The 24,845-nt window shown below is 72.9% G+C and carries 21 protein-coding genes; 8 read left to right on the top strand and 13 right to left on the bottom strand.

The genetic code is table 11. The features are described from left to right. Positions 1-27: 27 nt before the first annotated feature. The 3 genes from KDL01_RS05200 to KDL01_RS05190 form a co-directional block, all read right to left on the bottom strand. Positions 28-1,647: a molybdopterin-dependent oxidoreductase gene (locus KDL01_RS05200; protein WP_246575973.1), complete on the bottom strand. Its 1,620-nt coding sequence runs from the start codon at positions 1,645-1,647 to the stop codon at positions 28-30. A 36-nt stretch (positions 1,648-1,683) separates the two neighbouring features. Beyond that, positions 1,684-2,790: an NAD(P)/FAD-dependent oxidoreductase gene (locus KDL01_RS05195; RefSeq protein WP_212527169.1), complete on the bottom strand. Its 1,107-nt coding sequence runs from the start codon at positions 2,788-2,790 to the stop codon at positions 1,684-1,686. A gap of 119 nt (positions 2,791-2,909) precedes the next feature. Then, positions 2,910-3,788: a sigma-70 family RNA polymerase sigma factor gene (locus KDL01_RS05190; protein ID WP_212527168.1), complete on the bottom strand. Its 879-nt coding sequence runs from the start codon at positions 3,786-3,788 to the stop codon at positions 2,910-2,912. A gap of 180 nt (positions 3,789-3,968) precedes the next feature. Here KDL01_RS05190 and KDL01_RS45110 point away from each other — a divergent pair, with 180 nt between their 5' ends. Then, positions 3,969-5,576, top strand: coding sequence for a glycoside hydrolase family 53 protein (locus KDL01_RS45110; protein ID WP_212527167.1), 1,608 nt, complete (start codon positions 3,969-3,971; stop codon positions 5,574-5,576). Positions 5,577-5,742: 166 nt separating this feature from the next. Here the strand turns inward: KDL01_RS45110 and KDL01_RS05180 are convergent, their stop codons facing one another. The 4 genes from KDL01_RS05180 to KDL01_RS05165 are packed head-to-tail and all read right to left on the bottom strand — an operon-like array spanning position 5,743 to position 9,115. After that, positions 5,743-6,153 (bottom strand): DUF3037 domain-containing protein, encoded by a 411-nt coding sequence (locus tag KDL01_RS05180; protein ID WP_212527166.1) that lies wholly within the window; start codon positions 6,151-6,153, stop codon positions 5,743-5,745. Next, complete coding sequence (locus tag KDL01_RS05175; RefSeq protein ID WP_212527165.1) at positions 6,150-6,932, bottom strand: HipA family kinase; 783 nt, start codon at positions 6,930-6,932, stop codon at positions 6,150-6,152. The genes KDL01_RS05180 and KDL01_RS05175 overlap by 4 nt, the downstream gene beginning before the upstream one ends. Before the next feature lie 44 nt (positions 6,933-6,976). After that, positions 6,977-8,302: a UDP-N-acetylglucosamine 1-carboxyvinyltransferase gene (gene murA / locus KDL01_RS05170; RefSeq protein WP_212527164.1), complete on the bottom strand. Its 1,326-nt coding sequence runs from the start codon at positions 8,300-8,302 to the stop codon at positions 6,977-6,979. Between the two features lie 27 nt (positions 8,303-8,329). Beyond that, complete coding sequence (locus KDL01_RS05165; RefSeq protein WP_212527163.1) at positions 8,330-9,115, bottom strand: GNAT family N-acetyltransferase; 786 nt, start codon at positions 9,113-9,115, stop codon at positions 8,330-8,332. 51 nt (positions 9,116-9,166) lie between these two features. On the opposite strand from KDL01_RS05165, the gene KDL01_RS05160 reads away from it, so the two are divergent. Continuing rightward, entirely contained in the window at positions 9,167-10,564 is a 1,398-nt protein-coding gene (locus KDL01_RS05160; RefSeq protein WP_212527162.1) for a replication-associated recombination protein A, read from the top strand. Here the strand turns inward: KDL01_RS05160 and KDL01_RS05155 are convergent. The 4 genes from KDL01_RS05155 to KDL01_RS05140 form a co-directional block, all read right to left on the bottom strand. Continuing rightward, the gene (locus KDL01_RS05155) at positions 10,462-11,202 is read right to left on the bottom strand and encodes a Pr6Pr family membrane protein (protein WP_212527161.1); all 741 of its coding nucleotides are present in this window, start codon (positions 11,200-11,202) and stop codon (positions 10,462-10,464) included. The two genes, KDL01_RS05160 and KDL01_RS05155, sit on opposite strands and share 103 nt — an antisense overlap. A gap of 75 nt (positions 11,203-11,277) precedes the next feature. Beyond that, complete coding sequence (locus KDL01_RS05150) at positions 11,278-12,525, bottom strand: MFS transporter (RefSeq protein ID WP_212527160.1); 1,248 nt, start codon at positions 12,523-12,525, stop codon at positions 11,278-11,280. Between the two features lie 138 nt (positions 12,526-12,663). Next, a complete protein-coding gene (locus KDL01_RS45105) occupies positions 12,664-13,431 on the bottom strand; it encodes a GNAT family N-acetyltransferase (protein WP_212527159.1) in 768 nt (255 codons plus the stop codon). Positions 13,432-13,589: 158 nt separating this feature from the next. Beyond that, complete coding sequence (locus KDL01_RS05140) at positions 13,590-14,660, bottom strand: serine/threonine-protein kinase (RefSeq protein WP_212527158.1); 1,071 nt, start codon at positions 14,658-14,660, stop codon at positions 13,590-13,592. Between the two features lie 182 nt (positions 14,661-14,842). Here KDL01_RS05140 and KDL01_RS05135 point away from each other — a divergent pair, with 182 nt between their 5' ends. The 6 genes from KDL01_RS05135 (at position 14,843) to KDL01_RS05110 (ending at position 21,994) form a co-directional block, all read left to right on the top strand. Next, positions 14,843-15,253, top strand: coding sequence for a DUF948 domain-containing protein (locus tag KDL01_RS05135; protein WP_212527157.1), 411 nt, complete (start codon positions 14,843-14,845; stop codon positions 15,251-15,253). Between the two features lie 5 nt (positions 15,254-15,258). After that, entirely contained in the window at positions 15,259-15,510 is a 252-nt protein-coding gene (locus tag KDL01_RS05130) for a hypothetical protein (RefSeq protein ID WP_212527156.1), read from the top strand. 172 nt (positions 15,511-15,682) lie between these two features. Further along, on the top strand, positions 15,683-18,346 hold the full coding sequence (gene alaS / locus KDL01_RS05125; RefSeq protein ID WP_212527155.1) for an alanine--tRNA ligase: 2,664 nt from the start codon (positions 15,683-15,685) through the stop codon (positions 18,344-18,346). A gap of 191 nt (positions 18,347-18,537) precedes the next feature. Continuing rightward, complete coding sequence (gene ruvX, locus KDL01_RS05120) at positions 18,538-19,068, top strand: Holliday junction resolvase RuvX (RefSeq protein WP_212527154.1); 531 nt, start codon at positions 18,538-18,540, stop codon at positions 19,066-19,068. Then, positions 19,065-21,164 carry an endolytic transglycosylase MltG gene (gene mltG / locus KDL01_RS05115; protein ID WP_212527153.1) on the top strand — a complete coding sequence of 700 codons (2,100 nt, stop codon included), beginning with the start codon at positions 19,065-19,067 and terminating at the stop codon, positions 21,162-21,164. The genes ruvX and mltG overlap by 4 nt, the downstream gene beginning before the upstream one ends. Continuing rightward, positions 21,164-21,994: a shikimate dehydrogenase gene (locus KDL01_RS05110; protein WP_212527200.1), complete on the top strand. Its 831-nt coding sequence runs from the start codon at positions 21,164-21,166 to the stop codon at positions 21,992-21,994. Before mltG ends, KDL01_RS05110 begins: the two co-directional genes overlap by 1 nt. 44 nt (positions 21,995-22,038) lie before the next feature. Here the strand turns inward: KDL01_RS05110 and KDL01_RS05105 are convergent, their stop codons facing one another. Both KDL01_RS05105 and KDL01_RS05100 read right to left on the bottom strand, forming a co-directional pair. Further along, entirely contained in the window at positions 22,039-23,481 is a 1,443-nt protein-coding gene (locus tag KDL01_RS05105; RefSeq protein WP_212527152.1) for a DUF6882 domain-containing protein, read from the bottom strand. A 362-nt stretch (positions 23,482-23,843) separates the two neighbouring features. Further along, a complete protein-coding gene (locus KDL01_RS05100; RefSeq protein ID WP_212527151.1) occupies positions 23,844-24,692 on the bottom strand; it encodes an SAM hydrolase/SAM-dependent halogenase family protein in 849 nt (282 codons plus the stop codon). Positions 24,693-24,845 lie beyond the last annotated feature (153 nt).

The raw sequence follows: 24,845 nt of genomic DNA, 5'->3' as shown, positions 1-24,845 counted from the left end.
AGCACACCGCGCCCCGGCCGCCCGCGTTCAGGACACCTGGACGTTGATCGTGTGATAGCCGGTCGCGCCGTCCGGCACCACGTCCTGCACCGCCGAGGTCTGCAGCATGCCGGTGCCGTCGGTGGCGCGGACCTTCACCGTGTGGTTGCCGGAGGTCGCGCCGGCCCAGGTGTAGGACCACTGCCGCCAGGTGTCGGGGGTGTCCGCGGTGGCCAGCGCCGTGGTCTGCCACGGGCCGCTGTCGATCTGCACCTCGACGCCCGCGATCCCGCGGTGGGTGGCCCAGGCCGTGCCCGCGAGCACCACGTTGCCGGCCGAGACCGTGGCGTTGTCGTTCGGGACGTCGATCCGCGAGGCGGTCTTGACCGGGCCCTGCGGAGACCAGCCGTTCTGCGTCCAGTACGCCGAGGACGAGGCGAAGGTGGTGAGGTTGATGTCGGTGACCCACTTCGTCGCCGAGACGTAGCCGTACAGGCCCGGGATCAGCATCCGGCACGGGAATCCGTGCTCGATCGGCAGCACCTCGCCGTTCATCGCCACCGCGAGCATCGCCTGGCGGCCGTCGAGCACCGCCTCCACCGGCGAGCCGATCGTCATACCGTCGGTCGAGGTGGACAGGATCATGTCAGAGCCCGCCTGCACTCCGGCCCGGCGCAGCAGCGGGGCCAGCGGTGTGCCGAGCCAGCGGGCATTGCCGCAGAGCGAGCCGCCCACCGGGTTCGACACGCAGGTCAGGGTGAGGTCATGCTCTTCGAACCCGTACTTGAGCAGTTCCTCGAAGGTGATCTCGAACGGCCGGTCCACCATGCCGTGGATCCGCAGCTTCCAGGTGTCCGGGTCCACCTGGGGCACCGTCAGCGCCGTGTCCACCCGGTAGAACTGCGCGTTCGGGGTGAAGAACGGCCCGAGCCCCGGAACGTTCGGATGCACCGAGGCGGGCGGCTCGGGCAGCACCGCCTCCGGCTCCGGCAGCTTCACCGCCTCCCGGGCCGGCTCCGCGTCGTACCGGGAGTCGATCCACGCCTTCGCCCCGAAACCGCCGACCGCCGCCACCAGCGCGGTCCCGACCAGACTGGCGAGGAAGCGGCGCCGCTCGGCCGGACCCCCGCCCGCGTCGGTGTCCTGCAACGACAGGATCGTGAGCCAGCGCAGCACGAGCACCGCGGCGATCCCGGCGAGCAGCGAGGGGAACAGGTAGCTCGGGCCCGCGTCCGGCCGCGCCACGGCCACCACCATGCCGACGACCCCGAAGGCGGCCGCGACGTAGCCGGCCAAGGTCAGATGTCTGCGTGCGAGCACCCCGGCCGCGGCCGAGACCAGCGCGAGCACGACGTACACGCCGAGCAGCAGCATGCGCTTGTCGTGGGTGCCGAAGTTGCGGATCGCCCACTGCTCGAGCCAGGTCGGCGTCAGGCTGATCGCCCACTGCCCCACGGCCACGCCGGGGGAACTGGCCTCGCCGGTCAGGACCGCGCCGAGCTCGCCCACCGCGAGCCCCGCCCCGCCCGCCGCGACCCCGACGATCGCACCGCGCACGACCCCGCTCCAGCCGCCCACGCCGCGCAGCATCCGTGCAGCGTACGAGCCGCCGGACGGCTTTCGCTCCGGCGGCTCGGGGTCGTTCTGGTCTTGCTCGCTGGCCGACATGAAGGGCACTGTAGCGCCGTTAACTGAACGACAGCGCTAGAACCGCAGCATGGCCACCACACCCCACACGATCAGGGCCTTGATGCTCTTGCCGACCCGTCCGCCGTAGGCGCGCTCGCGCATGGAGTCGTCCTTGCCGACGCGCTGGACCATGCCCGCGTGGCGGCCCAGGCTCAGGCAGTGCACGGTGTATCCGTACTCGAACGGCTCGGCCTCGCCCTTGCCCTGCGCGGAGCGGCGCAGCGCCTTGCCCAGGTACACGCCCATCGGCTCGGCGGTGGCGCAGGCCTTGCGCAGCCGGCCGACGCCGGGCAGCGTGACGGCCGCGGCGTCGCCGATCGCGTAGACCTCGGGGTGGGAGACGGAGCGCAGGTAGGTGTCCACCACCACCTCGCCGGTCTCGGTCACGGCCAGCCCGGCCTCCTTCGCCAGCGGTGAGACCTCGAAGGATCCGGCCCAGGCCACCACGTCCGCCTCGATCCGGCCCTGATCGGTCGTCAGGCCGCTCTCGTCCACGGCCGTCACCCGCCGGTGCTCGTGCAGTTCCACGCCGAGCCGGGCGAAGGCCTCGAGCACGATCGCGCGGCCCTTCGCGGAGAACCGGCCGCCGACCTCGCCCATGCACACCAGTTGCACCCGCAGGCCGGGGTAGGCCTCGGCGAGCTCGGCCGCGAGCTCGATACCGGTCGCGCCGCCGCCGACCACCGCGACCCGGCCGGTGCCGGACGCGGCCAGCCGCTCGCGCAGCTCGCCCGCCCGCTCCATGCCGTACGCGCGCTCGGGCGCCCCGGGCACCTCGTGCCATGCCGTCCGGCTGCCGATCGCGTAGACGAGCGTGTCGTAGGGCACGGCCCGCCCGGTGTCGGTGAAGACCTTCCGTCCGGCCAGGTCCAGCTCGGTGACCCGGGCCTGGACGTGGGTGACCTGCCGGCCGCGCAGCACGTCGGCGATGAGCGGCTTGGGCACCGTGCGCCCGGCCGCGACCTCGTGCTGCCTGATCCGGTTCGGGATGCGCTCCTCCGGCGCGATCAGCGTCACCCGGGTGCTGCGGCCCGCGCGCGCCGCCGCGCACAGCCCCGCGTATCCGGCGCCGATCACGACGATCCGGCCGGTCGGGGCGGGTCGCGTCGTCTTCGTGGTCATGTCGGTTCCTCCTCGTTGTGTCGTCGGGAAGGGGACGACACAGCCGCGCGGAGTGTGACGGTGACCTGGCTCACACGGGCGACGAGGCTGTCACGCGGCAGGTTCGGGGCGCGCGGCGGTCACCCGGTCGGCGCGGGCGGCAGGTGCCGGAGCTTTTCCGGGTTGGCCACCACGTACCCCGCGGTGATCAGGCCGTCGGCCACGGTGAAGCCGAGGACGCCGCCCGAGGTGCCGTCCGGATGGAAAACGACGAGGCCGGGCTCCCCGTTGACCTCGACGAACGCGATGGTCCCGGCCGGATCCCAGAACTTGGCCGCCAGACCCAGCACCAGCCGCGCCACCCGGTCCGCGCCCTCGATCGGCCGGGCCGCGGCGCGCACGATGCCGCCGCCGTCCGCGTGCCAGACGATCTCGGGATCGAGCACCTTCATCAGGCCGATGATGTCGCCCTTGACGACCGCGTCGGTGAAGGCGCGCACCGCCTGGTGGTGGGCGGCGCGGTCCACCGAGGTGCGCGGCGAGCCGTCCTTGACCTGCTTGCGGGCGCGCGAGGCGAGCTGGCGCACGGCGGCCTCGCTGCGCTCGAGGGTCGCGGCGATCTCCGGGAATCCGACCCCGAACACGTCGTGCAGCACGAACGCCGCCCGCTCGGCCGGGCTCAGCCGCTCCAGCAGCGCCATCAGCGCCAGCGAGATCTCCTCGCCGCGCTCGGCCCGGTCCTGCGGGCTCGGCTCCTCGTCGACGAGCGGTTCCGGCAGCCATTCGCCGTAGTACGCCTCCCGGCGGGCGCGGGCCGAACCGAGCTGGTCGTAGCACAGCCGGGTCACCACGGTGGTCAGGTAGGCGCGCGGATCGTGCACCGCGGAGGCGTCCACCTCGCTCCAGCGCAGCCACGCCTCCTGCACCGCGTCCTGCGCGTCGTACACGGAGCCGAGCATGCGGTAGGCCACCGCTCCGAGATAGCGCCGGTGCTGCTCGAACTCCTCGATTCCCGCCACGGCTCCAGGGTAGCCGGGCCTCGCCGTGAAGATCGCACTGGGAGCGTTCACGGAATTGTGAGCTGCGAAATCCGCTGTTGCATCTCGACTCTGACGCCGTGTGGTGGTAAATCTTGCCGCGGGGTTGGGAACGGTCCCAACGGTGGTGTGCCGGCCGACCCCCCTGAGGGAGTGGTGTGAGTGACGAAGAAGAAGTCGCATACGCGCATACGGCGATGGTGCTCCGTCGCCCTGGTCGTGGCCCTGACCGCGTCCCCGACCCTCGCCTCCGCGCAGGCCCAGGGCGTATCGCAGGGCACGGGCACGGTGGCCAACCCGGGCTTCGACCTCGACGGCACCGGCACCGCCACGCCGACCGGCTGGACCACCACCGGCACCGCGGGCGCCTCGTTCACCGAGGCCACCGCCTACGGCTACAACGGTGACGGCTTCCAGCTGGCGCACTGGTCCGCCACGGCCTACTCGGTGGACACCTGGCAGCGCGTCACCGGCCTGCCCAACGGCGACTACACCCTCGGCGTCTACGTCCGCTCCGGCGGCGGGGACACCGCGAACTACATCGAGCTGGACTCCGGGCCGAACCGCAACCGCACCGACGTGCCGGTGATCTCGGACGGCAGCTGGCTCAACATCGTCACCTCGGTGCACGTGGTCGGGCACGAGGCCGTGATCCACCTGGTCTCGCACAGCGCGGCGAGCGACTGGACCAACTACGGCCTGGTCACCCTCACCCCCGGCTACGCCTCGCTGCCGATCCGCGGCGGCGACGTCTCCAGCCTGGTGCGCAGTGAGCAGGACGGCGGCGTGTACTACACGGCGTCAGGTCAGCAGGAGAACGCCCTCGACATCCTCGGCGACGCCGGCATGAACTACGCCCGGCTGCGCGTGTGGGTCAACCCGGTCGACGGCTTCGACGACGAGCAGCAGCTACTCGAGGGCGCCAAGCAGGCCAAGGCGCACCATATGAAGATCTTCCTGGACTTCCACTACTCCGACACCTGGACCGACCCCGGCCATCAGACCGTCCCGGCCGCCTGGGCGAACGACTCGCTCAGCCAGCTCGAGACGGCGCTGTACACGTACTCGGCGAAGGTCGTGGGCGACATGGTCAGGCAGGGCACCCCGCCGGACATGGTCCAGACCGGCAACGAGGTCAACGGCGGGTTCCTCTGGCCGACCGGCCTCAACTACGGCTCCGACAGCGCTTGGCCGACCTTCGGCGCGCTGCTCAAGTCCGCCATCGCGGGGGTCAAGAGCGCGGATCCGTACACGAAGATCGCCCTGCACATCGCCAACGCGGCGGACTTCAGCGGCGTGGAGTGGTTCTACGACAACGCGATCGCGCAGGGCGTGCCCTTCGACGTCATTGCCCTGTCGTACTACTCCTACTGGCACGGTTACCTGGACGAGCTGCAGAGCACGCTCGACAGCACCGCCACGCGCTACGGCAAGCCGATCATCCTGGCCGAGACCGCGTACCCGTGGACCCTCGACAGCGGCGACCCGACCGCCTCGCTCAGCTTCAGCACCGCGAGCGAGCTGGAGACCGGCTACCCGGCCACCCCGGCCGGGCAGGAGGCGATGTTCCGCGACACCCTCAGCATCGTGCAGGCGGTGCCGGACGGGCTCGGCCTCGGCGCGTTCTACTGGGAGCCGACCTGGACCGTGGTCCCCGGCAACGGCTGGGACCCGACCGACCCGACCTCGGGTGACGGCTGGGAGAACCAGGCGATGTTCGACTACAACGACACCGCGCTGCCGGTGATCGCGGACTACGCGCCGAGGTAGGCCGGAGGCAAAGAAACAGCACCCTGATCAGGCCGCCGCGCCGCGCGTCTCCCGGCGCGGCGGCCGTTCCACCCGTGGCCGAGTAGCCGAGCGCCGGTCTACCGAGCACTGAGCAACCGAGCGCCGAGCTACCGAGCGTCGAGCAACCGAGCGGGACGGGACGGGATCAGCGCACCATGCGGTTCATCAGCCGCTCGAGCTCCGCGCCCGGATCGGCCGTCAGCCCGCCGTGGATGGGCCCGGGCTGGAGCACCGTGCTGCGCGGGGCGCTGAGCCAGCCGAACCGGTTGCGCAGGTTCGCCGCCCCGGCCTCGCCCGCGCAGGGCGCGCCCGCGCACACGTCGCGGATACCGTCGAGGGCGGCGCTGAGCAGTTCGAGGTCGACGTCGGGGTCGAGCGCGCGCAGCCGGGCCGGGTCGAGGTACACCGCGGCGCCGAGGAAGTCGGCCTCCTGGCAGTAGAGCACCGCGCCGACGTTCACCTGCTCGCCGCGCTCCGGTCGGGGCACCGCGCGCAGCACGACGCAGTCGTACCCGAGCAGACGGACCGCGGCCTTGGCACTGGTCGTGGCGCTCATACCGCACTCTCCGGCCACCAGGCGCGGTCGGAGGACCGCCGCGCGAGTAGGTACTCGGCGTAACGCTCCCGCAGTCCGGCCGCCGAGGCGTCCGCGGGGGCGGAATTCAACTTCAGCAGGAACTCGTCCGGCACCAGCGCCAGCACCTCGGTGAGTATCTCCGGGGTCACCGCGTCGGCGAGCTGCTCGTCCATCGCCTTGAGCTCGGCCGCCGGCATCGCGCCCACCTGCCCGCCGAGCACGTGCTTGGACAGGTCGTAGCGGCGCGCGGCCCAGGCCGGGACCGCGGGCCAGGAGTGCTGGAACACCAGCGCGGCGCCGTGGTCGATCGCCCACAGCTTCCGGTGCCAGATCAGCGTATTGGGATTGGCCCAGGTGCGGTCGACGTTGCCGGTGAGCGCGTCCAGCCAGTAGATCCGGGCGGCCTCCTCGGCCGGCGGCTGCCAGTGCATGCCGTCGAAGCCGATCGAGCCGGGCAGGAAGTCCATGCCCAGATTCAGCCCGACGCTCGCCAGCAGCAGCTCCTGCACCTCCTGGTCCGGCTCGCGCCGGCCGATCTCCGCGTCGAGCTCGATCAGCACCAGGTCGGGCACGCGCACCCCGAGCCGCCGCCCGAGTTCCCCGACCACGATCTCCGAGACCAGCGCCGCGCTGCCCTGTCCGGCCCCGCGGAACTTGACCACGTAGGTCCCGAGGTCGTCCGCCTCGACGATGCCGGGCAGCGAGCCGCCCTCGCGCAGCGGGGTGACGTAGCGGGTCGCGGTGACGTGTTGCAGCACCTGATCACTGTACGCCGGGATCGCGGCGCGCCGAGCCGCCCGGTTCAGTCCTCGCCCGCCTCCTCGAACGCCTCGTCCACCGTGATGGCCATGCCGAGTGACTGCAGCCGGGTCAGCGGTTCGTCGTAGCCGCGCTCGAGCGACTCGACGTCCATCAGCACGGACGGGCCGTCGGCGATGGAGGCGGCGATGACGGAGGAGTAGCCGGTGCGCACGTCGGGGACGTGCACCTGGGCGCCGACCAGCTTGGACGGGCCGTGTACGACGGCGGAGTGCAGGTGGTTGGTGTCGTGGAAGCGGCAGGCGTTGCCGCCCAGGCACATCGGGAACAGCTCGATCTCGCAGCCGAGCTGCTGCAGGGCCTTGACGTAGACGAACCGGTTCTCGAACACCGTCTCGTGCAGCACGGAAAGGCCGCGGGCCTGGCTCATCAGCACCAGCAGCGGCTGCTGCCAGTCGGTGGCGAAGCCGGGGTGGGTGTCGGTGTGCACGGCGGCCGAGCGCAGGCCGTCCGGGGCGGAGGCGGTGATGTACTCCTCGCCGATCTCGAACCGGGTGCCCATCCGGCGCAGCGTCTCGATCGCGGTGACCAGCCGTTCCTGGGCGCAGCCGTGCACCCGCACCTGACCACCCGTCAGCAGACCCGCGACCAGGTAGCTGAAGGCCTCGAGCCGGTCGCCGGAGAGCCGGGTGTCGGCCCCGTGCAGCCGCTCCACGCCCTCGATCACGATCCTGCGATCCGGCTGGAGCTGGATGCCGGCGCCCATCCGCTGCAGGAACAGCGCAAGCTCCATGATCTCCGGCTCCACCGCCGCGTTCGAGATCACCGTGCGGCCCTCGGCCAGCACCGCGGAGAGCATCACCGACTCGGTCGCGCCCACGCTCGGGTAGGGCAGCGCCACCTTCGTGCCCTGCAGCCGGCGGGTGGAGGCGTGGATGCCGTTCTCGTCCACCGTGATCTGCGCGCCCATCGCGGTCAGCGCGGTGATGTGGAAGTCCAGCGGGCGCGGCCCGATCCGGTCCCCGCCCACCAGCGGCACGAAGGCCTCGCCGGTGAGGTTGAGCAGCGGGCCGAGCAGCAGCACCGGGATCCGGTTGCGGCCGGTGAAGGACTGCGGCACGGCCGAGGCGAGCTTCTCCCCGCGCTCGACCACGAGCGTGTCCGCCTCCCGCTCGACCGAGCAGCCGAGCGCGCGCAGCATGGACGCGGTGATCTCGACGTCGCCGACCCGGGGTGCGTTGGCGATCCGGCTCGGGCCCTGGCCGAGGATCGCGGCGACCATGTGCTTGGTGACGGCGTTCTTCGATCCGCGCACGGTGACGTCGCCGCGCAGCGGACCGGTGGGTTCGATCTTCCAGGCTCGGGTCATGAGGCCATTGTGGCTCCGACCACGCTGCTATGCGTCGGTTCGATCTTCGGCCGCGGCCTGCCGGGGCAGCGCGTGGGACCGGTTCTGATGGGTCGTCCGATAGCCGAGCCGCTGGTAGACGCGGCGCGCCGGGTCGTTGGGGTGGTAGTGCGCGAGGGTGCACAAACCGTCCCCCGACGCGAAGGCGTGTCGGGTCAGCGCCGCCGTCACCGCGCCGCCGAGGCCCTGCCCGCGCGCCTGCTCGTCGGTGGCGATGGAGGCGAGGTACGCGGTGCCGGACACCCGCCGGGTGAACGCGCCGACCGCGAGCAGGCCGCCGCCCGCCTCGTCCGCCACGCCCATCCACCGCTCCACCTCCCGGTGGTCCGCGCGCACCGAGTGGTGCGGGTTGACCCGGTCCAGGAACGCCTGCACCGCGGCCAGGTCGGTGAGCGCGGCCACCCGGTCCTCGCCGGGCTGTGCGGCGGGCGCCCGGTCGCAGCGCATCAGGTCCCACTCGCCGGGCTCGCCGTCCGGGATCCAGCGGGCCAGGTCCACCCCGCGCGGCACGGTCAGGCCGCAGCAGGCCTCGCCCAGGTGCGCGATCGCGGCCTCGAGCAGCGCGGCGGCGACCTCGGGCCGGCCGGCCACGTGCAGCCAGCACGGGTCGCCGCCGTACCCGTCGGTGGAGGCGAGCGCGTAGCCGCCCTCGGTGATCCACGCGCCGTGCAGCACGTCCGGGTCGGCCTCGATCCGCACCAGCGCGTCGTCGAGGACCTCGGCGGGCAGGTGCGCGTAGGAGTCGAAGCGGGCCACCGCCGCTGTACCGTTCATGCTCTGGATTCTCGCACCCGCGCTGTCCGGGCCTCGCGTTAGGCTCGGGACATGCCCGCTGACAGCCTCTTCGACTACGCGAACCGCGAGCACCAGGCCGCGCGCGCCCCGCTCGCCGCCCGGATGCGCCCGCGCACGCTGGACGAGGTGGTCGGCCAGCGCAAGCTGCTGCGGCCGGGATCCCCGCTGCGCCGCCTGGTCGACTCCTCGCCGCAGTCCCGGGCCGTGCCGGCCTCGGTGATCCTGTGGGGGCCGCCCGGCACCGGCAAGACCACCCTGGCGCACGTGGTGGCCCGCAGCACCGACCGGCACTTCCTGGAGCTGTCCGCGATCACGGCCGGGGTCAAGGAGGTGCGCGCGGCGCTGGAGGAGGCGCGCAACCAGCTCGCCGGGTACGAGCGGGAGACCGTGCTGTTCCTGGACGAGATCCACCGCTTCTCCAAGGCGCAGCAGGACTCGCTGCTGCCCGCGGTGGAGAACCGCACCGTCACCCTGATCGCGGCCACCACCGAGAACCCGTACTTCTCCGTGATCTCCCCGCTGATGTCCCGTTCGCTGCTGCTCACGCTCGAGCAGCTGGACGAGGACGACACCAGCTCCCTGATCGACCGGGCGCTGGTCGAGCAGCGCGGCCTGGCCGGCACGGTCACCCTGGCCGAGGACGCCCGGGCGCAGCTGCTGCGGCTGGCCGGCGGCGACGCCCGGCGCGCGCTGACGGCGCTGGAGGCGGGCGCTGGCGCGGCCAAGGACAGCGGCTCGGACGAGATCACCGTGGCGATCCTGGAGCAGGCGCTGGACCGCGCCGCGGTGCGCTACGACCGGGACGGGGACCAGCACTACGACGTGGCCTCGGCGCTGATCAAGTCGATCCGCGGCTCGGACGTGGACGCCGCGCTGCACTACCTGGCCCGGATGGTCGAGGCGGGGGAGGACCCGCGCTTCATCGCCCGCCGCCTGGTCATCTCGGCCAGCGAGGACATCGGCCTGGCCGACCCGTCCGCGCTGCAGACCGCGGTCGCGGCGATGCAGGCGGTGTCCTTCATCGGCTGGCCCGAGGCCCGCATCTCGCTGGCGCAGGCCGTGATCGCGCTGGCCGCGGCCCCCAAGTCGAACGCGGCCTACCTGGCTATCGACGCCGCCCTGGCCGACGTGCGCGCGGGCCTGGCCGGGCCGGTGCCGCCGCACCTGCGCGACAGCCACTACCAGGGCGCGGGCAAGCTCGGGCACGGCCAGGGCTACGTCTACCCGCACGACCTGCCGAACGCGGTGGCCGCGCAGCAGTACGCGCCCGACGCCGTGCACGGCAAGCGGTACTACCGCCCCACCCGGCACGGCGTCGAGGAGCGCTATGCCGACCGGGTGGAGAAGTTGCGCTCGCTGCTCGGCTCCGGCGAGGCCGACGCGTCGCCCGAGCCGGCGGCGGAATCCGAGCGCCGCGAAGAGAACTGATTGCCCGCCAGCACGACCAGCGCCATGAAGACCACGAACACGGTCGTGACGATCAGCGACCAGGTCGTGACGTGCATGTACCCGCCCGGCTTGCGCGGGTCGAGGAACCCGTACGGCCACCAGTGCACCAGCGGCCCGCGGATGAGCGAGACGGCCAGGTAGAGCACCGGGAAGACGAGCCAGCGCGAGGCCCTGCCGTAGCCCAGCCGCGCGGCCGGGGGCAGCAGCAGCCAGTCGAGCACCAGGGCGCACGGCATCACCGCGTGCACGATGTCGTTCTGCCAGGTGATCGTGGCCGCGGTGGCCTGCCCGGCCAGCAGAGTCCAGTACACCAGCCCCGTGATGATCAGGTAGAGCACGGCCGCGCCCCGCACCAGGTCGGGCACCCCGGCCCGGCCCCGCAGCAGCGCCCGGCCGCCGAGCAGCAGCAGCGCGGCGCCGAACAGGTTGGACAGGTCGGTGAAGTAGAAGAAGAAGTTCACCGCGTCGCCGGTGTGCACGTCCCGGTCGTAGCCGACCACGAGCGCCACCAGCGCGAGCACGGCCAGGGCCGTGCGCAGCGCGCCCGCGACGGGGCGGGCGGCGAGCCGGCTCGCCGGCTGGATCGGGTCGGAGGTTACCGCTGGGTCGGATCGCATCCGAGAAAGGTAAGGGCCGGACGGCTCCGTCCGCCAGAGGCCGTGCGCTCGGGCGCCGTGCTCAAGGCCCCGGTCTCAGGCGGCCCGCTCGAGCACGATCTCCGCCGGGGCCTCGATCCGCACCGTGCGCGCCGCCGCCGCGTTGACGCGGCGGGTGGCCACCAGGGCGATCAGCGCGACCGCGCAGCCGAGCAGGCCGACCGCGGCCATGCCCCAGGCCGGGCCGGAGCCGTCGATGACCACGCCGATCACCGGGGCGCCGATCGCGCTGCCGACGGTGAGCGCGGCCGCGTGCAGGCCCATGGCCTGGCCGCGCCGGGACGGGGGCACCGCCCGGCTGACCGCGTCCACGGTGGAGGAGATGGTCGGGGCGCAGGCCAGGCCGGCCGGGATGACCGCGAGGCACAGCACCCACCAGGTGCCGGCCAGGCCCACCGGCACGCTCAGGGCGCCGAGCAGCAGCAGGAGCACGCCCATCGGCACCGGCCGGGGCAGCGCGCCGTGCACGAAGCCGCCCACCAGCGAGGCGGCGCACCACGCCATCACCACCACGCCGGCCCAGGCGATCTGCCCGTGCCCGCGCAGCACCGCGACGATGGCCACGTCGGTCGAGGACAGGATGACGCAGCAGGCCGTGCACACGGCCAGGATCAGCAGGAAGCTCGGCGCCAGCCAGTGCGGCTTGGCCTCCGGCTCGTCCGCCCCGGCCGCGGTCTCGCGCGCGAGACCGGTGCGCCCGGCGCTCTCCTGCCGCTTGGAGTACGCGTAGAACACCGCCGCGCCGCCCGCGATGCCGAAGCCGACCACGCGCAGGGTGGAGGTGGCCTCGCCGAGCGAGGTGATCGCCAGCACCGCGAGCGCGGGGCCGACCATGAACGAGAGCTCCACGGCCATCGAGTCCAGCGAGTACGCCTGGCGGCGCACCGACTCCGGCACCCGCTGCGCCACCGACTGGCGCACCAGCGTCATGATCGGCACCTGCAGCGCGCCGCACACCACCGCGCAGGGCAGCAGCGCCGGGTAGGGCAGCACCGGCACCAGGTTCCAGAACAGCAGCGAGACCACGCCCGTGACCAGCAGCACCGGCCGCGGGCCGCGCCGGTCGATCATCCTGCCCAGCAGCGGCGAGCCGACCGCGAGCCCGACGGTGAACATGGCCGTGGCGGCGCCGGCCGCGGCGTAGCTCAGGTGCCGGTCGAGCACGACGCTCAGCGTCAGCGCGGTGGTCCAGGCCGTCCCGGGTATTCGGGCGATCAGCGCGACCAGCATGAACGACTTCATGCCGGGCAGGTCGAGGACGGACTTGTAACGGGCCAAGTGCATGTGGGTCTCCTACTTTCGCAGGACATCCTTGCAGAAGCCCTCGACAGAATCGAAAACCTTCCCGCGCCGGGAGCCCACCGCACAGCGTACGTCCGGGTCGTACACCGTACGGTGGGGTCAAGGCGGGGCGCCGGGAGCTCAGCCGAGCGGTGCGCCTCCCGGCAGCGAGATGTTGAGCTTCTCGCCGATGGTCCGGTAGCCGATGCCCGCGTAGACCCGCTCGCTCTCCTCGCCCGAGGGCTCCAGCCAGGGCAGCCGGAACCCGCGTTCGAAGGCGAGCTCGGTCAGCCGGGCGGCGACGGCGGCGCCCACCCCGCGCCGGCGCAGGCCCTCGGCCACCGCGACGCCGGCCAGTTCGGTCAGGCCGTCGACCGGACTCGAGCAGGAGCCGCCGCCCGCAGGCTGCCCGTCCAGCACGGCCAGCAGGACCAGGCCGCCGTTCTCGTAGGTGCGGCGCAGGCGCGCGACCGCGTGGCGGTCGGGCTCGCCCGGCTCCCCGTAGGCGTAGTGCTGCACCGTCGCGAGCGCGAACAGGTCCTCGTCGGTGCGCGGTTCGAACAGCTCAAGGCCTGGCACCGTCCTCGGCGCGGTCAGGTCCCCGGGCGGACAGGCCATCAGCGGCGCCCGGTTCTCCACCTCGAACCCGGCCGTGCGCAGCGCCGGCTCGACCGCGGGCGCGCAACTGGGCAGGAACTCCAGACGCGGCAGCCGGTCCCGGTCCAGGAAGACCTGGATCAGTGCACGTATGTCCTCGGCGGTCGGCTCGGCGTGGTCGTCCGGGATGGCGTAGTTGGCCATGGGATTGGCCCAGTCCGGGTTGAACCGGGCGACGAAAGGCCCGGTGCGCGTGTGCACCGGGCTGCGCAGAACGAGGGTGCGCGCGTGCTGCTGGACGTAGAAGTCCACTCTTGAAGTCCTTCTGTGGCATGTGAGAGCACGGACATGCCGCCTGCTGCGTCAGGACTGTCGGCGGCCCGGTACGATGTGCGCGCGGACAGGCATTGACCCCACTCCCCGGTGATCGAGAACACGATGTTCGGCGCCGGCCCGGCTCCCCCCACGGCTCACCGGTGCTCGGCCTGCCGATCGTGCCATTGCCGTCGGCTGGTCGCAAGGGTGCGCCAGGCGCCGCGCAGCGCCCGCCGGGCCAGCGCGGCCGGTCCCTCGGGGTCGGCCGCGGTGCCCGGGCCCGTCCAGCGCACCTCGCCGCGGCGCACCCCGTGCAGGGACGGCGCGGCCGCGGCCGCGATGATCTCCCGGTCGAGGAACCGCCGGCGCAGCCCGTCCACTTCCTGCGCCCGCGCGTTGACGTCCCGCAGCACCTCCGGGGACTGCCAGGGCTCTTCCAGCCAGTGCGCCGAGAGCGAGGCGCCCGCCCAGCCCTCGTCCGCCGCCCGGGCCAGCTCGGCCAGGCTCGGCCGGGACTCGGGCCGGGCCCGCTGGCTGGCCTCGATCGGCTCGCGCAGCGCGCTGGGGCACGCGCCCACGGCCGGGCTGAGGATGTCGCCGCAGCCGTGGAAGGCAGGGCGCCCGGTGACCGCGAGGTAGAGCACCGCCCCGAGCGCGCGCACGTCGTCGGCGAGGCACCAGTCCCAGGACTCGAACTCGCCGCCCGTCTCGATCCGCCCGCCGGTGCCCTCCACCCGCGCGAATCCCGGGTCGACCAGCACCGGCCCGGTCCGGCCGAGCACGAGATCGGCCGGTTCGAGCCCGCGCCCGGCCAGCCCGGCCTCGTGCAGTCGTCCGGTCAGCTCGATCAGCCCACGGGCCAGATGCCGGACGCCCTCGCGCGAGAGCGGCCCGAACCGCTCAACCGCCTCCGGCAGCGGCGGGCCCGGCACGTACTCGGCCGCCACCCACAGCCGTCCGCCGGCCCCCTCGCCGATCTCGAAGTGCCGGGCGGCGCACGGCGAATCCAGTGCGTTGATCAGCTCGGCCGTCTCCTGCATCCGGCTGAGCACCAGGTACGGCGCGGACTGCGGCGGATGGAAGGCGACCGCCCGCGCCCGCCGGTCGGGCCCGAAGCCCAGCACGGTGGGCGGCCCGCCGCCCGCCAGACGCGCCGCCGGCGGATACGGCGAACCCGAATACTGCCAGAGCTCGTCGTCGAATTCCTGAACGAAGACTCTCCCCATGGCGTCAGGGTACTTCGGCCCCCGCGCCCCCGATGCGCCGCCGCCCGCATCCGCCGTCGCCCGGGTCCGCGAGGCCTGACCGCGTCGGCGCCCCGGGACGCGATATCGTCTAGCGGGTCTGGTCCCTCGGGGGATTTCAGACGGCAATCCCACTCGGGTGTGAGCGAAGGGACGGATCCCACGTGTCGGCAGGAGCAGTCGTCGGACTGATTTTCGCGATCTTCTTCGCGATCGGGGTGGTGTTCCTGTGCGTGGTCCTGCTGCGCCTGGCCCAGGTGCTCAAGGAGACCAGGGAACTGGTGGCGGGCATCGGGGAGAAGACCGCGCCGCTGCTGACCGAGATCACCACCACCGTGGTGACGACGAATCAGCAGCTGGGCAAGGTGGACGTGATCACCGACAACGTCTCGAACATCTCCACCAACGCCTCCGCGCTCGCCTCCACCTTCTCGGCCACCGTGGGCGGGCCGATGATCAAGGCGGCGGCCTTCTCCTACGGCGTGCGCTCGGCTCTGGCCAGCCGCCGCCGGGCGGATGTGGAGAAGCGGGTCAAGTCGGAGATCAAGGCCGCCCGCAAGACGCGGAAGGGCTGAGCGACATGGTCAAGCGGGTGTTCTGGGCCGCCCTCGGGGCGGGCGCGGGCGTGATGGTGGCCGCCAAGGTCTCCAAGGCCGCGAAGAAGCTGGCCCCCTCCAGCCTGGCCGACTCGGCCTCGGGCGTGCCCGGCCGGGTCACCTCGGCCTGGCAGGACTTCGCCGAGGACGTGCGCTCCGCCGCCGCCGAGCGCGAATTCGAGCTCTACCACGTGCTCGGCGTGGACGCCAAGGACCAGGAGACCGGCGGCCGCTGACCGGCCGTGCGCCCGGTGCCACGCGGCCGGGTCCCGTCGCGGCGCCCGGCGAGCCGCGGCCGCGGCCGGCGCGGTCCCGAGCGCCCCGCCGCGGCTGGAAGAATGGGTGCGGCAGCACGGCTGCCCGCAGACCGGTGAACGTCTAGAGATGTGAGCGAGAGGTAGTTCGACCATGGACTCCGCAGAGATCCGCCGCCGCTGGATCGACTTCTTCGTCAAGCGCGGACACACCGAGATCCCCTCCGCCTCGCTCATCGCCTCCGACCCGACGCTGCTGCTGGTCAACGCGGGGATGGTGCCGTTCAAGCCCTACTTCCTGGCCGAGGAGCCCCCGCCCGCGCCGCGCGCCACCAGCGTGCAGAAGTGCGTGCGCACCCTCGACATCGAGGAGGTCGGCAAGACCACCCGGCACGGCTCCTTCTTCCAGATGTGCGGCAACTTCTCCTTCGGGGACTACTTCAAGGAAGGTGCGATCACCTTCGCCTGGGAGCTGCTGACCGCCCCGGTCGCCGAGGGCGGCTACGGCCTCGAGCCGGACCGGCTGTGGATCACCGTCTACCTGGACGACGACGAGGCCTTCGAGATCTGGAACACCAAGATCGGGGTCCCGGCCGAGCGGATCCAGCGCCTGGGCAAGAAGGACAACTTCTGGTCCATGGGCGTGCCCGGGCCGTGCGGACCGTGCTCCGAGATCAACTACGACCGCGGCCCCGCCTACGGCGAGGAGGGCGGCCCGGCCGTCAACGGCGAGCGCTACCTGGAGATCTGGAACCTGGTCTTCATGCAGTTCGAGCGGGGCGAGGGCACCGGCAAGGACGACTTCGAGATCCTCGGCGACCTGCCCGCCAAGAACATCGACACCGGCCTCGGCCTCGAGCGCCTCGCCGCGATCCTGCAGGGTGTGGACAACCTCTACGAGATCGACACGTCCCGGATGATCCTGGACAAGGCAGCCGAGCTGACCGGCACCGGCTACGGCAAGGACCACAAGACGGACGTGGCGCTGCGCGTGGTCACCGACCACATCCGCACGGCCCTGATGCTCATCGGCGACGGCGTCATCCCCGGCAACGAGGGCCGCGGCTACGTGCTGCGCCGGATCATGCGCCGGGCGATCCGCAACATGCGCCTGCTCGGCTCCGCCGCGCCCACCGTGGCGGCGCTGATCACCGTCGCGATCGACGCGATGGGCCCGCAGTACCCCGAGCTGGTCACCGACGCCAAGCGCATCCTGGCCGTGGCCACCGGTGAGGAGACCGCGTTCCTGCAGACGCTGCGCACCGGCACCGGCATCCTGGACAACGCCATCGCCGCGGCCAAGTCCGCCGGCGCAGACCGGGTGAACGCGGCCGAGGCCTTCCAGCTGCACGACACCTTCGGCTTCCCGATCGACCTGACCCTCGAGATGGCGGCCGAGCAGGGCCTGTCCGTGGACGAGGAGGGCTTCCGCCGGCTGATGGCCCAGCAGAAGGCCAACGCCAAGGCCGACGCCAAGGCCAAGAAGACCGGCCACGTGGACGTCTCGGCCTACCGCGAGCTGCTCGACGTCGCCGGCACCCCGGAGTTCACCGGCTACCGGGAGACCACCAGCGAGGCCCTGATCCGCGGCCTGCTGGTGGACGGCGCGGTGGCCGGCAGCGCGGTCAGCGGCCAGGAGATCGAGCTCGTGCTCGACCGCACCCCGTTCTACGCCGAGGGCGGCGGCCAGCTCGCCGACCAGGGCCTGATCCGGCTCGGCAACGGCGCGCTGATCGAGGTCGTGGACGTGCAGAAGCCGGTCGGCGACCTGATCGTGCACCGGGCCGTGGTGCGCGACGGCGAGGTGACGGCGGGTCAGTCCGCCGAGGCCGTGGTGGACGTGGCCCGCCGGGTCGCCATCTCCCGCGCCCACACCGCGACGCACATGGTGCACAAGGCCTTCCGGCAGCTGCTCGGCGACACCGCGACCCAGGCCGGCTCGGAGAACTCGCCCGGCCGCTTCCGCTTCGACTTCGCCCACCCGCAGGCCGTGCCGCACTCCGTCCTGGCCGACGCCGAGCAGCTGGTCAACGAGGTGCTCATCGACGACCTCGCGGTGACCGCGCAGATCATGTCGCAGCCCGAGGCCAAGGCCATGGGCGCGATGGCGCTGTTCGGCGAGAAGTACGGCGACCGGGTCCGGGTGGTCTCGGTGGGCGAGTGGGCGCACGAGCTGTGCGGCGGCACCCACGTGGACAACACCGGCCGGCTCGGCCTGGTCAAGCTGCTGCACGAGTCCTCCATCGGTGCCGGCGTGCGCCGGGTCGAGGCGCTCGTGGGCGCCGACGCCTACGGCTTCCTGGCCCGCGAGCACGTGCTGCTGGCCCAGATCGCCGAGGCGGTCAAGGCGCGGCCGGAGGAGCTGCCCGAGCGCATCAGCGGCATCATCGGCAAGCTGCGCGACGCGGAGAAGGAGATCGCCGCGCTGCGCGCCGGACAGGTGCTCGCGGTGGCCGCCGAGCTCGCCGCCAACCCCGTCGACGTGCACGGCGTGTCCTACGTCGCCCACCGCGCGCCCGACGGCACCGGCCCGGACGACCTGCGCAAGCTCGCCCTCGACGTGCGCGCCCGACTCGGCTCGCGCCCCAGCGTGGTCGCCGTGGCCGCGGTCGCCGGCGAGCGCCCCGTGGTCGTGGTGACGGCCAGTGAGGCGGCCCGCGAGCAGGGCCACAAGGCCGGCGCGCTGGCCCGCACCGCGGCCCAGACCCTCGGCGGCGGCGGTGGCGGCAAGGACGACATCGCGCAGGGCGGCGGCACCAACGCCGCGGCGCTGGACGACGCGCTCGAGGCGGTCCGCCGTCAGATCGCGGGAGTGTAAGCAGAAAGCCATCACCTCAGCACGATCATGTAGACCACAGCTTGCTCGGCGGAGAATCTTGGGGACGAAAACCGTGTCCCCAAGAGCCTCGCGGCGCCGGGGTGGTGTCATCCCCGAGGCCCGTCCGCCAAGCGTGCGGGCCTCGTTCGTGCGAGGCTGAACCCTGACGGTGTGCGGGTGCGTGTACCCGTATGTCGGGTTGGATCTGGAACGGAGCAGGTGTGAGAGCGGGCAGAAGACTCGGTGTGGATGTGGGCGCGGTACGCATCGGGGTGGCCGTGTGTGACCCCGAGGGGCGCTTGGCCACTCCGGTCGAGACCGTCTCGGCCGGGGACGGCGACGTGGCCCGGATCGTCGAACTGGCGCACGAGTACGGTGCCGTCGAGATCGTGGTCGGTCTGCCCCGTTCGCTCTCCGGCGCCGAGGGCCCGGCGGCGGCCAAGGCACGGGCGTTCGCCGACCGCATCGTCGGGAAAATCCACCCCATTCCGGTGCGAATGGTCGACGAGCGGTTGACAACCGTGACGGCGACACGTGGACTACGCGAGTCGGGTGTGCGCGGGCGCAAGAGCCGTGCGGTGGTGGATCAGGCCGCCGCGGTGGTGATCCTGCAGAACGCCCTCGACATCGAGCGCGGTTCGGGCACCGCGCCCGGTACCCTGGTCGCCCTGGAGCAGGGCACCTCGCCGCACGCGGCGGCCCCCGTGAAGGAGAGCGAATGAGCGACGGCGGCTGGTACGGCTATCCGCAGGAGCCGGATCCCTACGCACAGGCGCAGGACGATTGGAACCGCCCCCCGCTCGACTACAGCAACCCTCCGCAAAACCCCGGATACCCCTCGTACGGACAGACCGGCCAGCAGCCTGCGGCGCAGTACTACGACTACCCGCAGCAACCGGCCCAGCAGCCGCAGGCTCCCCAGCAGCCGCAGCAGCCCCCGCAGCAGCAGCCGCAGCCGCCGCAGGGCAACCGCGGCCCGCGTCCGGCGCAGCCGCCGCAGGATCCGCGCTACCGGCAGCAGCGGGCGCAGCCGCCGTCGCAGAACCCGTACGTCCAGCCGGGTCAGCCGGCCCAGCCGGGACAGGGCTACGCCTCGGGCGGCTACGACACCGGCGGGTACGACGGCGGCTCGTACGACGCGGGCGGCTACGACACCGGCGGGTACGCCGCGCCGCGCCAGCAGTACACCACCGGCCAGCAGCCGCGGCTGGGCTACGACGGCTACCCCCAGAGCCCGCAGAGCCCGCAGAGCCCGCAGAGCCCGCAGGCCGGCTACGACACCGGCTCCTACGGCTCGGGCGGCTACGAGACCGGCGGCTACGGCGCCCAGACCCAGAACTACGCCTCGGGCGGCTACCCGACCGGCGCGGGCGCCGCTCCCGGCGCCCCGGCCGGATCCCGCCGGCGTTCCGGACCGCCGGCCGACCCGTACGCCGAACCGCGCGACCGCGACCCGCGCGACCCCAGGGACCCGCGCGAGGCCCGCGATCCGCGTGACCCGCGCGGCGTGCGCGACCCCTACGGCGACCTGTCCGAGCTGGCCGAGGGCGAGGAAGGGTACGACTACCCGGCCCGCGGCGGCCGCCGTCGCGCCGAGGCCGAGCAGCCCGGCCTCGGGGAGCGCGGTGAGCGCGGCGACCGCATCGGCCTGCTGACCCCCGAGCGCTCCGACTCCGACGGCGGCGGGTCCGGCGGCGGCAAGCGCGGCGACGGCGACCAGCCGGGGCGCAAGCGCAAGAGCTGCCTCGCGGTCTTCGTGGCCTTCAGCGTCCTGGCCGGAATCCTGGGCGGCGGCGTTGTCTACGGCTGGAAGTACTACGAGTCGAAGTACGGGCCGCCCGCCGACTTCACCTCCACCACCGGCATCGCGGCCACCGTCGTGGTCCAGATACCCGACAACTCCGGCGGCACCGCCATCGGCGCGCTGCTGTACAACGACGACGTCGTCAAGAGCCAGCGCGCCTTCACCAAGGCCTGCGAGGCCAATCCCAAGTGCGGCAGCATCCAGGCCAACACCTACCTGCTGCACAAGGAGATGAGCGCGGCCGCCGCGGTCAACGCGCTGCTGGACACCAACAACGTCTACAACAAGTCCCAGCTGCTGGTACGCCCCGGCGAGCGCGCCTCGGACGTCTTCCTCGACCTCGAGCAGAAGACGGGCTGGACCCAGGCGCGGATCCTGGCCGCGATCGGCAGCGGCAAGGTGGACCTGCCGAGCTGGGCCACGGCCAAGACCGGCAAGAACTTCCCCTTCGCCAACGTCGAGGGCCTGCTGTTCACCGGCACCTACCAGCTGCCCGACTACAAGGACCCGACCTCGCTCGTCAAGGCGATGATCGACAAGCAGCTGGACATGTTCGACGCGCTCGGCCTGACCACCAAGGCCAAGTCGGCCGGCGGGATGAACCTGACGCCCTACCAGGTCCTGATCGTCGCCTCCATGGCGCGGGCCGAGGCCGGCACCGACACCAAGGACCTGGGCAAGATCGCGGGCGTGATCTACCACCGGCTCAAGGACACCGCGGACTTCGCGCACCTCGGCTTCGACACCACCACGCTCTACGGCATGGGCGAGACCACGACCGTGCCGGACAACAAGGACACCACCAACCCGTACAACACCAGCGTCTTCGGCATCAAGGGCCTGCCGCCGGGTCCGATCGACAGCGTCGACCAGACCACCCTGCAGGCGGCGCTGAACCCGACCGACTCGACCGACCTGTACTTCTGCGCGGTCCAGGGCACGGTGCTCTACGCCGCGAACAGCACGCAGTGGGCCGCGCTGGGCAACGCACACAAGGGACTGTGCGGGAACTGATGCGCCCGAACGCCCATCAGGCCGCCGTGCTCGGCTCGCCGATCGCGCACTCGCTCTCGCCGCTGCTCCACCGCGCCGCCTACGCCCGTCTGGGCCTGGCGCGGTGGAGCTACGGCCGGCACGAGGTGGACGAGGCGGGCCTGGCCGGCTTCCTCGACGGCCTGGACGAGAGCTGGGCCGGACTGTCGCTGACCATGCCGCTCAAGCGCGCGGTCATCCCGCTGCTCGACGGCATAGCGGACACCGCCCGTGCCGTGAACGCCGTCAATACCCTGGTGTTCGGCCCGGATGGTTCGCGCCACGGCGAGAACACCGACGTACCCGGCCTGGCCGCGGCCCTGCGCGAACGCGGTGTGCAGCAGGTCGCCGCGGCGGCCGTGCTCGGCGGCGGCGCCACGGCCGGCTCCACCCTGGCCGCGCTGGCCGGGCTGGTGCACGGACCCATCGCGGTCTATGCGCGCACCCCGGCCAAGGTGGCCGAGTTCGCCCCGCTGGCCGAGCACTTCGGCCTCGAGCTCCAGCCCCGGCCGTGGAGTCAGGCGCGCGAGGCGACCGAGTACGAACTCGTGGTCAACACCACCCCGGCGGGTGTGGCCGACGAACTCGCCGAGGACCTGCCCGTCAAGGTCGGCACACTCTTCGACGTGATCTACCACCCGTGGCCGACCCGTCTGGCCGAGGCCTGGACGCGGCGCGGCGCCGTCGTGCTCGGCGGCCGTGACCTGTTGCTGCATCAGGCGGTGACCCAGGTGGAGCTGATGACGGGCGTGCACGGGCGTGCCGGGGACATCCTAGACGCGATGCGTACCGCCCTGGCCGCGCGGGACTGACGCTGCACTGAGCCGCCGCGCCGCCCTTAGTGCGGCGCGGCGGCTCAGTGCAGCGAGATGCCGGTGAGCACCCCGTCCGCGGACAGATCCGCCGTGAACGAGCCGAGTCCCGGCGCGCTGACCTCGATCCCGTCCGCGCCGCGGCTCCACTCCCAGTCGTGGTGCTCGACGTAGCCGAGCACACAGTCGGCCGCGTCCTCCTCGAACTTCAGCACACCCTGGGCCAGGTACTGCGGCACGTCGCCGAGACCCGGCTCGGCCAGCGGGATCGCCTCGTCGAAGGCCAGGTAGTAGATCCGCCCGCGGGAGCCCTGGCTGTGCCCGATGTACGCGCGCGCCCCGGCCAGGCCCATGACGCACCAGACCAGCATCTCCGCCGCGGTCTCCGGATCGTCGGCGTCGTCGGTCACGGTCAGGTCCAGGATCGGCGAGGCGAGCTCGGCGATGTCGAGCTCGCGGCCCTCCTCGCACAGCGCCCGCACCCGCTCGGTGATGCGCGGATCGGCCGACCACGCCTCGGGCTCGGCCCAGGCCCACCACCACCGGCCGTCCTCGGTCAGCCGCCCGAGCGCGTCCACCGTGAACTGCCGCCCAGCCTGGCGGTAGATCCGGGTGTCGTGGTCCACGCTCCAGTCGTCGACCGGCATGAACTCCAGGAACGTCTCGATCTGCTCGAGCACCCACGCCGCGTGCCGGTTGCCGACCTCGGTCAGCGCGCGGCTGAAGGAGACCACCGGCCGCGCTCCGTCGGGCAGCCGCGCCGCCGGGGCTTCGGGAGCCGGGTCGGCGGGCGGCTCAGGGGACGCCGCGGAAGCCGCTTCGGGGGTGGCGGTGTCGTCAGGGGCGGCGGCGGGCTCCGGCAGCCAGAGCGAGCCCGCGGGTTCGGGCTGCGGCTCTTGCGGCCGCGGCTCCGGCTCTGACGGGCTCTCAGGAGCCGCCTGCGGCTGCGGCTGCGGTTCGGGCGTCGGCGTCGGCTGCGGCAGCGCCGCCGGGCGCGCCTGCTCGGTCTGCTGGCGCTGCCGGGCCGCCGCGAGCTCCTCGAGCATCTGCGCCGCCGCGGCCTGCCTGGCCGGCTCCGGCACCGCGCCGACCTCGAATCCACGGGCCCTGATGTGCGCGACCAGGTCCGGCTGCGGAGGCAGCCGGTAGCGGAACAGGTAGTAGCCGACCGCCGCGGGCCAGATCCAGTACCCGTCCGTGTGATACGCCCGCGGAACCGCCATGCCCGCGTCCGGGGACATCTCGTCCTGCGCGGTCTTCGTCGTGGCCAGCGCCACCGGAGCCGTCGTCAGATACCGGGCCAGCGCCTCGAACTCCGCGTCCGGCACCGCCGGGCGCTTGATCAGCACGCCGCCGTTCGGACCGCGTCCGTCGAAGACCTCGGCCACCCGCATCCGCTCCGGCGCGTCCGCCGCGACGCCGGGCCCGGTCGCGACCGACCCCGTCTCCGGCTGCACGCCGGGCGCCGTGCCTCGCTCGTCAGTCACGCTCCGGGTTCCCCTCGAGCCTCCGCCGCCCGCGGGTGGCGGGTTCGCCTCCGGGCGGTTGGGACGCCGCCCTGCGGGTGGCAAGTCTAGGGGCTGTGCGAGGTCCGGATCCAGGCGAAACGGCCCAGCGCCCTTGGGGCTTGCCTTCGGCGCCGGGCCTTCGCCCGGCCGCACGCCCGAACCACCCACAGACGACCAAGTACGAGGATGTTCCGGGCGCGCGCCCAGACTCGGCGCTGAGCCGTTTCGCTGATCTGGATCCGGACCTCGCACAGCCCCTGGGAGCAGTGCGGGGTGCAGATCCAGATCACTCGTTCCCCGGCCGCGCCGCGCCCGTCCCCGGCCGGCTCGGGCACGAGCGCCTACCGCACCGCGTCCACCGCCGTCGGGAGCCGGACCGCGACCGAGTCGCCCGGCTGCAGCCCCAGCTCCTCCGCGGCCGAGTTCGTGTGCCGGGCCAGCGCGAACAGGCCGGCCGAGTCCAGGTAGCCCACCGCCTCGCCCGGCCGCACGTCGGCGTGGCTGCGGCCGAAGGGCACCCGCACCTCGCCGGTCCGGCAGTGCACCGTGAGCGTGTCGCCCACGCGCAGCCCGGCCTCCTCGAAAAGACCGGCGCCGAGCGTGGTCTGCACCGTCCCCCAGCGGTCCACCGAGAGCACCACGCCCTCCAGCCGATGCGCCGTCAGACGCGCCACCGGCTCGGGCAGATGCACCAGCGCCTCCACCGGCACCTCGGGCCCGAGCGCCGCGGGCGAGAGCCCGGCCGCGATGTGCGCGGCCACCGGGGCGAACAGGTCGCGGCCGCGGAAGGTCGCGGAGACCGGGTGGCGCATGTGCGTGCGCGAGGTGATGGCGTACGCCGCGCTCGCCCCGCCCAGCGCCCGCGCGGCCGGCAGCAGCAGCCCGTTGTCCGGCCCGACCAGCACGCTGCGCCCGGCGGTCACGGCCAGGGCCCGCCGCCGTGTCCCCGCACCCGGCCCGGTCGCCGGGTCCACCACCGCGAGCAGTACCCCTGGCGGCAGGTACGGCGCCGCCTGGGCCAGCAGCGCGCCGCCGCGGCGCAGATCCCCGGGGGGCACCTCGTGGCACAGGTCGATCACCCGGGCCGTGGGCGCGGTCGTCGCGATGACGCCGTGGCACACCCCGACATGGCAGTCGCTCAGCCCGTAGTCGGACAGGAACCCGATCCAGGACCTGGTGTTGGCGCTCATCCCCGCACTCTAGGCAAGGCAGATGGCCGCGCCGCGCCAGCAGCGCGAGCACCGCGGTGCGCGTCCCGTCGCCGGAAACCGAACCCGCGCCCCAGCGCATCGCCCCTCCCTCGCCGTGTCCTCGGTCCATCCGCCGGTACCTGCGCGCGCCGC

Source organism: Actinospica durhamensis (genome assembly GCF_018139695.1).
GTDB classification, from domain to species: Bacteria; Actinomycetota; Actinomycetes; order Streptomycetales; family Catenulisporaceae; genus Actinospica; species Actinospica durhamensis.
Note: the sequence above shows the minus strand (reverse complement) of the source record. Positions and strands in the feature narration are given on the sequence as shown.